The following is an 11817-nucleotide window of genomic DNA, read 5'->3' as shown; positions in this document are numbered from 1 at the left end:
AGGGGGGCATGATGGATGAGTCATTCCATCTTGAATCACGCTCACGCCCGCCTGTCCAGGCTATGTTAACGCCTATGCCTTCTCCCCCCCCCTACCCCTGGAACTGTTCCGCCAAAATCCGTTCTTCCAGATTGTGCTCGGGGTCGAACAGTAAGGTCAGGCTGACCGAGCGGTCCTCGCGGATTTCGACCATGCGGACGTCGCGGGCCTCGGTGTAGTCGGCCACCGCCGAGACTGGGCGCTTGTCGGGCTCCAAGACCTCGAAGGTCACGCGGGCATGGTGCGGCAGCAGCGCGCCGCGCCAGCGTCGGGGCCGGAAGGCCGAAATCGGGGTCAGGGCCATGATGCCGGCGCCGAGCGGCACGATCGGACCGTGCGCCGACAAATTATAGGCGGTCGAGCCGGCCGGACTGGCCACCAGCGCGCCGTCGCAGATCAGCTCGTCCAGCCGGACCTTGCCGTCGATGCGAATCTGCAGTTTGGCCGCCTGGCGGGTCTCGCGGAACAAGGACACCTCGTTGATGGCCAGCGCCTCGATTTGGGTGCCGTCGGCCAGGGTCGCCAGCATGCGCAACGGGTGCAGTTCCACCGGCTGGGCGCGGTGCAGCCGTTCCGGCAGGCCGTGCTCGCGAAAGCCGTTCATCAGGAAGCCGACGGTGCCGCGATTCATCCCATAGATCGGCACGCCACGATGCAGCCAGCGATGCAGCGTTTCCAGCATGAAGCCGTCGCCGCCCAGGGCCACGATCACGTCGGCGGTTTCGGGCGCGACATGCTCGTAACGGTCCTCCAGCCGCTTCAGGGCGGCACGGCCGGCCTCGGTGTCGGCGGCGACAAAGGCGATCTTGGCTTGGTGCATCGGATGAACCGGGACAGTCGGGACCAAACCCAGTATAGCCGCTTGCCGAAATTGCGCGACCCCCGATCGGTCAGCCGCCGGTGACGCTCATGTGACGGGCGATTCCGGGCTTGGAATCCCGCTCGATGATGAAATCATGGCCCTTGGGCTTGTGGGCGATGGCCTCGTCGATGGCGCTCGACACATGGGCATCGGTCGGATCGGCCCGCAAGGGGATGCGCAGATCGTGGGCGTCGTCCTGGCCCAGGCACATATACAGCGTGCCGGTGCAGGTCACCCGCACACGGTTGCAGGATTCGCAGAAATTATGGGTGAGCGGCGTGATGAAGCCGACGCGGCGCCCGGTCTCGGCCACCGTGCAATATTCGGCCGGCCCGCCGGTGCGATAGTCGGTGACCTGCAAGGTCCAGCTTCTTTCCAGGCGACGACGCACGTCGGACAGCGGCAGATATTGCTCGGTGCGGTCGGAATGGATGTCGCCCATAGGCATGGTCTCGATCAGGCACAGATCGAAGCCGTGGCTGCCGCACCATTCGACCAGCCGGTCATATTCGTGATCGTTGACGCCCTTCAGGGCCACACTGTTGATCTTGATGGAAAGACCCGCCGACTTGGCCGCCATGATCCCTTCCAGCACCTGGGCCAGGCGCCCGCCCCTGGTGATGGCGGCGAAGCGGTCACCGTCCAGGGTATCCAGCGAGACGTTGATGCGGCGCATGCCGGCCTTGGCCAGGGTCTCGGCATGCTTGGTCAACTGGGTGCCGTTGGTGGTGAGCGTCAGCTCGTCCAGGCCGCCTTCGCCGATCAGGGTGCCCAGATTGACGATCAGGCTTTGCACATTGTGGCGCACCAAGGGCTCGCCGCCGGTCAGGCGGATCTTCTTCACCCCCTTGGCGACGAACACCCGGCACAGCCGCTCCATTTCCTCGAGCGACAGCAGGTCGGCCTTGGGCAGGAAGTGCATCTCTTCGGCCATGCAATAGACGCAGCGAAGATCGCAGCGGTCGGTGACCGAGACCCTGAGATAGGTCACCTTGCGACCGAACGGGTCCAGCATGACGGCAACTCCAGTGAAACGCGCCGTTGCGCGGCAGGAACAATCCTAATATGGGTGAGGCAGTGAAAACGAGTCTTAAGCTTGGTCAAGACCGATGATCGATCCCCTGCAGGCCCCGCCGCTGATCGGCGCCATCGTCTATCCCCCCGACCGCCAGCCGGAAGCGCTGCAGGCGGCGTTCGCCCGTGCCTTGAAGGCGCGCGGCTTCGCCGTCGGCGGCATGGTTCAGACCACCCGCTTCGGTGAAGACGGCCGCAAGACCGACATGGAACTGACCGACGTCGCCACCGGCGAGATCTTGTCGATCCGCCAGAAGCTGGGAAGCGGATCGCGTTCGTGCTCGCTTGATCCCGCCGGCCTGGCCGAGGCGTCGGCGCCGCTGCGCCGGGCCATCGAGGCGAAGGTCGACCTGCTGTTCGTCAACAAGTTTTCCAAGGCCGAACAGGCCGGCGACGGTCTGGCCGCCGAGATGCTGCTGGCCATGGAACACGGCGTGCCGTTGCTGACCGCCGTACCGGCCGCCCTGGTCGAGGACTGGCACGCCTTCACCGGTGGTCGGGGCCGCTTGCTGGGCGCCGACATGGCCAGCCTGTGGCGCTGGTGGGGACCGACCCACCTGTATCGCGACCTGGTGGCCGGAGTGGGTCCGGGCGAGGCTAAGCGGGTGATCGTCGGGCTGAACTGGATCATGGTCGAAGGCCCCGACGGCATCGGCCTGGCCCAAACGCCCGAGCGCACCGCGCCGGTCTGTCGCGGCGCCGCCGGCGGCTGGACCGGCCGGCCGCTGGCCGAGCTGGCGCAAGGAATGCTGGGCTGGGACCCGCTGGCGGCGGCGGTCGGCATCGCGGCGGCCAACGCCTTCACCAACCGCTTCGACCTGGCGGCCCTTGACGTCAACGGCCTGGACAGCCTGGATGCCCCCGACCGCATGGTGGTGGTCGGCGCCTTTCCCGGCCTGGCCGAACGGCTGCCGGGGGCTGTGGTCATCGACCGCCGGCCCGGCCCAGGCCAATATCCCGCCGAAGCCGCCGACTGGCTGCTGCCGCAGGCCGAAGCGGTGATCGTCACCGCCTCTGCCCTGGCCAACCGCACCCTGGCGCACCTTTTGCGTCTGGCCCCCTTCGCCCGCATCGCCCTGGTCGGACCCGGCGCGCCGCTCGCGCCCCGCGTGTTCGAATACGGAGTTTCCGTCACCTCGGGGCTGGTCGCCACCGATCCCGACGGCCTGGCCCGGGCCGTCGCCGAGGGAGCCGGCGCGCGCGATCTCAAGCGATATTGCCGCCAGGCCACGCTGGTCGACCCGGAGGATCGGCCGTGACCAATTCACCGGACGTCCTGATCACCTATTATCCCCTGACCAGCGACACCGTCGCCGAAATCGAGGCCCATCTGGGCAACCCGGTCGAGGCCCTGGTGGTCTCGAACATTCGCGGCCGCGGCACTCTGGATATCCTGCGCCAGATGCGGCGCATGTCGTTTGACCGAATCATCCTGCCTTGCCCCAGCCGGGATTGGGTGCCGTTCCTGCCGATGTTGCGCCTGATCGCCCTGTTGCCCAGGTCGAACCGGATCATCCTGCTCGGCCCCAATTTCGAACAGACCAGGCTGGGCTGGCCTGGCGCCGTGCTCGCCGCCGTGAAACTGGGCTGGCACAGCGTCAGCGCCGGATTGGCGATGGCGCTATCGACCGGCCGCTTGCGCAAGCTGGCGGCCGCGCCCCGCCAGACCGTCACCATCGACGGCGACAGCAACGAGGTCTTGTACCTGAAGACCAACCTGTGGACCGGCGTCATGGCCGGCGGTTCGGTGTCGCACACCGCCGGCGTCATCCAGGGCCTGAGCGAAAACGACCTGCGGGTGACCTATGTCTCGCCGTCCGAAGCGCCGGAACTGGCCGGCATCCCCGCATTGTCCAACCTTCGGGTCCCGCTGCCGTACGGCTACACCTACCCGCGCGAGGTCAACAACTACCGCTACGATTCCCGGCTGCGGCGGTGGATCCTGCATTACAACCGGCGCCGGCCGGCCTTCCTTTACCACCGCCTGTCGCTGGGCAGTTCGGCGGCGGTCAGCCTGGCGCGGCGCCTTGGCGTGCCGCTGGTGCTGGAATATAACGGGTCCGAGGTCTGGATCGCCGATCATTGGGGCTCACGGCTGAAAAGCCGCGCGGTAGCGATGCTGGCCGAGGATATCTGCCTGCATCACGCCCACCTGATCGTCACCGTCTCGGAGCCCCTGCGAGAGGAACTGATCGGCCGCGGCATCGAGCCCGAGCGCATCCATGTCCAGCCCAACGGGTTCGACCAGAAGCGGTTCGACCCCACCCGCTTCACCGCCGCCGACCGCGCCGAGGAGAGGCGTCGGCTGGGCATCCCCGCACAGGCGGTGGTCGCCACCTTCGTCGGCACCTTCGGGCCGTGGCATGGTGCCGAGATCCTGGCCCAGGCGCTGATCCAACTGGCGCGGTCGCGGCCGGAATGGCTGGAAAAGAACGGGCTGCATCTGTTGTTCATCGGCGACGGCATGTCGCGTGCCGAGGTTGAGACCCGCCTGCAACAGGCTGGTCTTGCCGATCGCTGCACCTTCTCGGGCCTGGTGCCGCCCCACCAGGCGCCGGCCATGCTGGCGGCGTCCGACATTTTCGTCGCCCCGCACGTTCCCAACGCCGACGGAACCGAATTCTTCGGCTCGCCAACAAAATTGTTCGAATATATGGGCATGGGACGGCCCACCATCGCCAGCGCGCTGGGCCAAATCTCGGAAATGATGGCCGGATCGCCGCCCGTCGCCAGGGCCGCCGAAATGGACCAGTTTCCCGATTCCGTCGGCATCTTGATCGAGCCGGCCAATGTCGATCACCTGGCCGACGCCCTGGTCCACGCCACCGACCATCCCGATTGGCGCGCCCGCGTCGGGGCCAATGCCCGCGCCCGCGCCCTGGCCAGCTTCACCTGGTCGCATCACGTCCAGGGCGTGCTCGACCGCCTGCGCCGGGACGTGCCAACCCGTTGCGCCCCGGTGTCGCCGCAACGCCATACCGTGCTGGTCAACGCGGTTCACGCCAAAAGCGGCGGCGGCATCACCTATCTCGCCAACATCCTGCCCCGGCTGGCGGCCCATCCCCAGCTGAGGATCGAGGTGGCGATCCAATCCGACCAGGAACGGCAATTCCGCGACATGGCCGCCGGCCTGACGCTTCACGTTCTGCCGTCGGTGTCGCGCCTGGCGACCGTCTATTGGCAAGAGCAGATCGATATTCCCCGGCTGGCCGCCAGGATCGGCGCGACGGCGGTGTTCTCGCCGGCCAATTACGGACCGATCCGCGGCAAAGGCAACATCTTGCTGCTGCGCAACGCCTTCGAGGTGGCGACGATGGACCGCCGGCTCGACAAGCGCCTTTACTGGCTGGCGGTCAAGCTGACCACCGAATGGTCGTTCCGAGCCTCGGGGCGGGCCATCGTGGTGTCACGCCACGCCGCAGAGAACTTCCTGGAAGCCTTCGGCATGGAAGGCGATTCCCGCCTGGACGTCATCCATCACGGGGTGTCGCCGTTGTTCTCGCCACCCGCGGCCGAAGGCCTCCGCATCAGCCACGGCCTGCTGGCGGTGTCGGACATCTATGTCCAGAAGAACTTCGAGACCTTGCTGAAGGCGGTGGCGATCCTGTCCCGCACCCGGCCGGACATCTCCCTGCAGATCGCCGGACGCCCGTTGGACGACGGCTATTTCAGCCGGCTGAAGGCGATGGTGGTCCAACTGGGGATCGGCGATCACGTCACCTTCCTGGGCGGCAAGACCCAACCCGAGGTGGCCGAGCTTTACCGTCAGGCCCAAATCTTCGTATTCCCGTCGCTGGTGGAAACCTTCGGCAATCCCTTGCTGGAAGCCATGGCCTCGGGGCTGCCGGTGGTGTGCTCGCGGGCCGCCGCCCTGCCCGAGGTCGCAGGCCCGGCGGCGCTTTACTCGAAGCCCGGCGATCCCGCCGACATGGCCGCCACCATCGACCGCCTGCTGGACGATCCCCACTTGTGGCGGCAACTGTCACAGGCCGGAATCGAGCGGGCCAGGGGCTTCACCTGGGATTCCTGCGCCGAGGCGACCGCCTCGGTGCTGTTGGATGTGGCGAGGGCCTAAGCGAAATGGCACGATGCGGCCGCATGCGTTGAAAGGGTGAATCGGTGGGTGTTTCTTGGTCGATGGGGGCGTGGATTCCGGTGCTGCGCCGTGTGCCCGGCGCCGATAGCGTGGCGTTGACCATCGACGACGCGCCGATGCCCGACACCACGCCCGCTTTGCTGGATTTGCTGGAAAGCCACGGCGCCATGGCCACCTTCTTCCTGTCGGGCTGCCGCATGGAAGGCCATCTGGCCCTGGTGGCCGACATCATCCGCCGCGGCCACCCGGTCTATGCCCATGGCTGGGACCATATCCGCCTGGACAAGGCCGGCCCGGTCCGCCTGGTCGACGACATGACCCGGGCCGAATCGCTCCTGTCGGGCTTTCGCCCGACGCCTTCGCCCTATCTGGTGCGGCTGCCGCAGAATGGCGGCTATCGCAACGCCCGGGTCCACCGCACCTTGGCCCAGTGGAAGCCGGGCTGCCAGTTCGCCCATTGGGGCACCTCGACCGAGGACCACCTGATTTCGACCCGCTGCACCGATGCCGGCGACGTCGTCCGCGAGTGCGCCATCGAGGTCGACCGCCTGATGGACGACCCCCGGCTTCCCGGCTCGATCCTGCTGATGCACGACCAGCCGATCAACGAGCGGCCGGGCGCCATCCACAAGCCGGCCGTCACCGTCACCTTGATGCGCCTGCTGCTGGAAGGCCTGGCGGCCAAGGGCCTGAAGACCGCCCCCCTGCAACCTTTGTCCGCCCAGCCCTGGTGGACCCGTTTCATGTTGGTCTGAACCATGCGCATCCTGCACACCATCCCCGGCCGCAATTGGGGCGGCATGGAACACCGGACCATCGAGCAGGTGCGCTGGCTGGTCGCCAACGGCCATGCGGTGTGGCTGGCGGCGCCTGCCGACGGCGAGCCGTTCAAGCGGGCCCAGGCCATGGGCCTGCCGGTGGTCGATTTCGACTTCGACCGGCCGTGGAAGGCCTCGACCGTGCAGGCGATGCGCCGATTGGTGCGCCAGTACAAAATCGAGGTGATCGACGCCCACGTCACCCGCGACGCCAAGGCGGCGCTGGCCTGCCTGGATTTGTGCGCGCTGGTGCGCTCGCGCCACGTCAACCAGCCCTTGAAGCCCGGCTGGGTCCGGCGGCTGCAATGGCGGTTGTCGGACCATATCATCACCGTCGCCGAATGCACCCGCGAACATCTGGTCGAGATCGGCCTGGCCGACCCGGCCCGCTCGACCTCGATCGGCGGCTGGGCCGATGAACGCTTCTTCCAGCTGGCCGACCCGGTGGCGACCCGCGCCCGCCTGCGGTCCGAGATCGGGCTGGCCGACGATGCCTTCGTGCTGGTCTGCGTCGGCATGCTGCGCCCCGACAAGGGCCAGAACTTCCTGATCGACGCGCTGGGCCTGTTGAAGGCCGAGGGCCTGACCTTCACCACCTTGCTGGCCGGATCGGCCACCGCCGAAAGCGCTGAATACGAACAAGGCCTGAAGGAGCAGGCGGCGCGGCTGGACGTCGATGTCCGCTTCCTGGGCTATCGCGACGACGTATCGGAACTGATGCAGACCGGCGACGGCGTGGTCATCCCGTCCTTGACCGAGGCCCAGCCCCGCGTCGCCGTCCAGGCCTTCGCGACGGCCAAACCCGTGGTCGCCTGCGCCGTCGGCGGCGTGCCCGAAATCGTCAAGGATGGCGAGACCGGCTGGCTGGTGCCCCCGGCCGAGCCGACCCAACTGGCCGCCGCCATCGCCCGCCTGGTCAAGGACCGGGAAACCGCCGCCCGCGTCGCCGCCAATGCGCGGCACCTGGCCGAGCAGGCGATGCGCTTCGACCACCGCATGAACCAGACGTTGGAAACCTATCGCACCGCCATCCGCCGCGCCCAGTCGCGCCCGTGGGTCAGCGTGATGCCATGAAGCTGTCCGCCCTGGTGGTCGCCCACAACGAGGAAGCGCGCCTGGCCGCCTGCCTGGAAAAACTGGCCTTCGCCGACGAGTTGGTGGTGGTGTGCGACAAATGCACCGACGGCACCAAGGCGGAGGCCGAACGCTTCGGGGCAAAGACCGTCGAGGGCAGCTGGGACATCGAGGGCGACCGCCGCAACAAAGGCATCGAAGCCTGTTCCGGCGACTGGATTCTGGAAGTCGATGCCGACGAGCACGTGCCCCCCGATCTGGCCGCCGAGATCCGCCGCACCATCGAGACCAGCCAGTTCGACTGGCACGAGATCCTGGTCGATAATTACATCGGCGACCGCCTGGTCCGCCATGGCTGGGGCGCCAGCTACGGCAAGGCCGCCTATCCCGGCCTGTTCAGGAAGGGCGCCAAGGTATGGGGCAAGGACCGCGTCCATCCCAGCCTGCGCTGGACCGGCACCAAGGGGCCGATGCTGACCTTCCGCCTGAACCATTATGTCGACCGCAACATCTCGGACATGATCCGCCGGCTGGATTCCTATTCCACCGCCAAGGCCCGCGACCTGCGCGAGCGGGGCGAGACCTGGGGCGGCACCGCCGCCAACACCAGACGCATGGTCAGCCGCTTCTTCAAATGCTATGTCCGCCGCAAAGGGTGGAAGGAAGGCGGCCACGGCTTCATCATCGCGGTATGCGCGGCCCTTTATCCGATGCTGTCGCACCTGAAGGCCAAACACGAGAAGGACTGATCTGATGGCCCGTATCGTCATGGCCGACGACGGCATCGTCTTCGACGGCCGTACCCTGGAAGAACGCCCGCTGGGCGGCGCCGAAACCAGCTTTATCGAGATGGCCAACGCGCTGGCCGCGCGCGGCCACGAGGTTCTGGTCTGCAACAAGTGCGAGGCCGAGATCACCCACAAGGGGGTGACCTGGCGGCCGCTGTCGCGCGGCATCCCCGACAATGCCGACCTTTACATCCCCAATCGCGGCGACAAGCTGCTGAAGGACTGCCGGGCGGCTGCCTTCGTCATCTTCTGGATTCACAATCCGGCCGGATACCTCTTGAAGTGGCGCTATCAATGGAAGCTGGCCTGGCGGCGGCCGACCATCGTGTTTTCCGGGGCGTCCCATGCCGGCACCTATCCGGGCTGGGCCTTCGCCGGCGGGCGCGAGATCGTCCCCTATGGCCTGACCGACCTGTTCCGCCATGCGAGCGAACGCACGGCGGCGCCGCCGCCAAAGGTGGCCTTCACCTCGAACCCGATGCGGTCGCTGGATTGGCTGCTGGATCTGTGGGAGGCCCGCATCCGCCCGGCCGTGCCGGCGGCCGAGTTGCACGTCTTCGCAGGCCAGGCCACCTATGGCGCCGCCGGCGCGGCCAAGGCCGGCCGCATGGGGCCGGTGCTGGACCGGGCGGCTGGACTGGCCAGCCAGGGCGTGATCCTGCGCGGCCCGGTGCCCAAGGCCGAATTGGTGACCGAACTGGCCCAGGCCCGCGCCCTGCTCTATCGCGGCGACATCGGCGAGACCTTCTGCTCGGCGGTGGCCGAGACCCAGGCCATGGGGGTGCCGGCGGTGCTGCGCGACATCGCCTGCATGAAGGAACGGGTGGCCGAGGGCCGCACCGGCTGGGCCGCCGGCTCGGATGACGAATTCGTCGCCCATGCCATCAAGGTGCTGACCGACGATTCCTTGTGGCTTGCCATGCACCGGGATTGCCTGGCCCTGCAGAACGCCTGGGGCTGGGATCAGGCGGCGGCCGAGTTCGAGAAGATCGCCCGAATCAGCCGATAATCCGAAAGCCGCGCCGTCCGATCCGGTCGATGCGGCCCTGGGCGACCAGGCGTTTCACCGTGCGATAAAGCGCCTCGTGGGTCAGGCCCAACTGGCCGGCCCAGGCCAGCAGCGGACAATCCAGCTCCAGCCGGCCGCCGGCCAGGGCGATGGCGGCCAGGATGCGCTGGTCGGCGCCCTTGAGGCGCAGGATTTCGGCATCAGAGCGGGCCTGGTCCAGCCGCGCGGCCATCCAGGCGGCGAAGCCCACCGCCAGGTCGGGATGGGCCTTCAGCACCAGCAGCAAGCCGTGGCGGGGAAAGGCGGTGACGGTGGCCGCATTCTCGGCGATGGCGGTGCAATCCCAGACTTGCGCGAACAATCCGCTTTCACCGAACAAGGCGCCGGCCCGGGCGAGGTGCAGGCATGCGCCGTCCCGGACCAGCCGGATGCCCCCTTTATCGACCCGGTACAGCGCCTCGGGGGCCTGTCCGGCGGAAAACAGGGTCTGCCCAGCGGACAGACGAACGGCGCGGCCGGGAACCGCGTTCAGCAGGGGTAAGGCCAGGTTCGACACCGTCAGGATAACCCGATCAAGGCGGCGAGCTTGGCCCGCACGTCATCAAGGACGGCACCCGGCACCGCCTGCCCGACCGGACGGATCGGACGGGCCAGCGTATCGATGCTGCGCACGTGGCTGGTCAGGATTTCACCGGCCAGCGCCAATCCCACCGGCAAAACGACGCTGGTGCCGAATGGCCTGATCTTCGAGGTGATCGGACAGACGATGGCGAAACCGCTGGCCTGCCAGAACGCTTTGGGCGACACCACCAAAGCCGGCCGCCGGCCACCTTGCTCGCGCCCGGTGCGGGGATCGAAATCAGTCCAGATCAGGTCACCGGCTTCGGGGGTGTAAGTCTCGCTCACTCGACCGTCTCGCGGCCGACATCGTCGCCCCAGTCGAAGGCGTCGCGCATGGAAGATGGGGTCATCCCGGTCAGAAGATCGCCCAACTGATAGCGCGGCCGCGCCAGCGAGATCACCACCTGGGTTCCCACCGCCTCGATCTCGACCTTGGCGCCTTCGGTCAGCCCAGCCCGGCAGGCGACATCCTTGGGAATACGAATGCCGAGGCTGTTCCCCCAGCGCGCCACCTGAGCCAGCATCGCCACCTCCGACGTTGAACGGTCAGGATAGGGGATATCCGGCGGATATACAAGAGATGGGCGCGTGGCCTTCCTGCGCGATTATGGCGCCGTTCGCTGCTGCCGCTAACCAGGGTTACGACTGCCTTCACAGAAAGGCGACTTCTTGGCCTGTTGGACGCTCCCTAACCTTTTCTCAAACCATTATTTACATGAGGCTGGGAGCACGATGCAGGCTTGAGTGAAGGCCCAATATCTTGGGCTGCATATGCAAAAGCAAACACGATCATGTGGATAAGATTGGGAATCTTGGCACGTTACTTACAGGTCGCCACCTGTGGATAAGTCCATAAAGATGAGAAAAGATGAGAAAACTCAAAGCGATAAGCTGTGGAAACGAAAAAAGAACGGCCTTCTTGACTACGATGGGCGGCACGAGCCAAAATATGGGCACGAAAAAGGCGGCGCCGATTGCAGTCGACACCGCCCTCTTCGGAGGTCAAGCGAGAAGCTTCCCGCGCTGACCGGCGGAAATAGGATCGGGTGTTGTGACAACCCTATGCTCCCAAGTTGGATAGTTGCACACCTGAACCTGCCCGTTCAAGGGGAAGGCCGTTTCCCTTAATAGGCGATACAACTATGCGTGCAAGAAACCCCTTCACCTATGAACAAGCAGCGACGGCCAAATGGCTAGTTCACTCGCAGGGCCTTTATCAACACGAGGCGGCAGCTCTTGTTGGCTGTAACCAGGGTCGTGTCTCAGAAACGCTTAGCGGGAAACGTTATCCCGAGGCTCCGTGCGAAAACCTGTTGAATATTAAAATTCACTGATGCCTGTCAGGGGAGGGGCAACTCTCATAGGCGTTAACATAGCGCACACACTTGGCGTTTTCGCTTTCTTGGGGTGTCGGCGAGGCGTACAGCGAGGCTGGT

11 protein-coding genes are annotated in these 11817 nt (G+C 66.4%); 6 read left to right on the top strand and 5 right to left on the bottom strand.

The window, feature by feature from the left end:
- Positions 1-91 precede the first annotated feature (91 nt).
- Positions 92-859, bottom strand: a complete 768-nt coding sequence (locus tag A6A05_RS18040; protein WP_068504268.1) for an NAD kinase — start codon at positions 857-859, stop codon at positions 92-94.
- Between the two features lie 70 nt (positions 860-929).
- The gene (gene moaA, locus A6A05_RS18035) at positions 930-1916 is read right to left on the bottom strand and encodes a GTP 3',8-cyclase MoaA (RefSeq protein WP_068504266.1); all 987 of its coding nucleotides are present in this window, start codon (positions 1914-1916) and stop codon (positions 930-932) included.
- 94 nt (positions 1917-2010) lie between these two features.
- On the opposite strand from moaA, the gene A6A05_RS18030 reads away from it, so the two are divergent.
- From A6A05_RS18030 to A6A05_RS18005, 6 genes are read left to right on the top strand one after another with little or no spacing between them, the layout of a single operon-like run.
- A complete protein-coding gene (locus A6A05_RS18030) occupies positions 2011-3234 on the top strand; it encodes a DUF2478 domain-containing protein (RefSeq protein WP_068504264.1) in 1224 nt (407 codons plus the stop codon).
- Positions 3231-6050, top strand: a complete 2820-nt coding sequence (locus tag A6A05_RS22170) for a glycosyltransferase (protein WP_082911057.1) — start codon at positions 3231-3233, stop codon at positions 6048-6050. Before A6A05_RS18030 ends, A6A05_RS22170 begins: the two co-directional genes overlap by 4 nt.
- A 44-nt stretch (positions 6051-6094) precedes the next feature.
- On the top strand, positions 6095-6826 hold the full coding sequence (locus A6A05_RS18020; protein ID WP_245644361.1) for a polysaccharide deacetylase family protein: 732 nt from the start codon (positions 6095-6097) through the stop codon (positions 6824-6826).
- Between the two features lie 3 nt (positions 6827-6829).
- Entirely contained in the window at positions 6830-7963 is a 1134-nt protein-coding gene (locus A6A05_RS18015; protein ID WP_068504260.1) for a glycosyltransferase family 4 protein, read from the top strand.
- Complete coding sequence (locus tag A6A05_RS18010; RefSeq protein WP_068504272.1) at positions 7960-8712, top strand: glycosyltransferase family 2 protein; 753 nt, start codon at positions 7960-7962, stop codon at positions 8710-8712. Before A6A05_RS18015 ends, A6A05_RS18010 begins: the two co-directional genes overlap by 4 nt.
- A gap of 4 nt (positions 8713-8716) precedes the next feature.
- Entirely contained in the window at positions 8717-9760 is a 1044-nt protein-coding gene (locus A6A05_RS18005; RefSeq protein WP_068504258.1) for a glycosyltransferase, read from the top strand.
- Here A6A05_RS18005 and A6A05_RS18000 read toward each other — a convergent pair.
- The 3 genes from A6A05_RS18000 to A6A05_RS17990 are packed head-to-tail and all read right to left on the bottom strand — an operon-like array spanning position 9750 to position 10905.
- Positions 9750-10316 carry a Crp/Fnr family transcriptional regulator gene (locus tag A6A05_RS18000; RefSeq protein WP_082911056.1) on the bottom strand — a complete coding sequence of 189 codons (567 nt, stop codon included), beginning with the start codon at positions 10314-10316 and terminating at the stop codon, positions 9750-9752. The genes A6A05_RS18005 and A6A05_RS18000 overlap by 11 nt on opposite strands.
- Before the next feature lie 2 nt (positions 10317-10318).
- The gene (locus A6A05_RS17995) at positions 10319-10666 is read right to left on the bottom strand and encodes a type II toxin-antitoxin system PemK/MazF family toxin (protein ID WP_068504256.1); all 348 of its coding nucleotides are present in this window, start codon (positions 10664-10666) and stop codon (positions 10319-10321) included.
- Positions 10663-10905 carry an AbrB/MazE/SpoVT family DNA-binding domain-containing protein gene (locus A6A05_RS17990; RefSeq protein WP_068504254.1) on the bottom strand — a complete coding sequence of 81 codons (243 nt, stop codon included), beginning with the start codon at positions 10903-10905 and terminating at the stop codon, positions 10663-10665. The genes A6A05_RS17995 and A6A05_RS17990 overlap by 4 nt, the downstream gene beginning before the upstream one ends.
- Positions 10906-11817: the final 912 nt, after the last annotated feature.

This window comes from Magnetospirillum moscoviense, from assembly GCF_001650635.1.
Lineage (GTDB): Bacteria > Pseudomonadota > Alphaproteobacteria > Rhodospirillales > Magnetospirillaceae > Magnetospirillum > Magnetospirillum moscoviense.
Note: the sequence above shows the minus strand (reverse complement) of the source record. Positions and strands in the feature narration are given on the sequence as shown.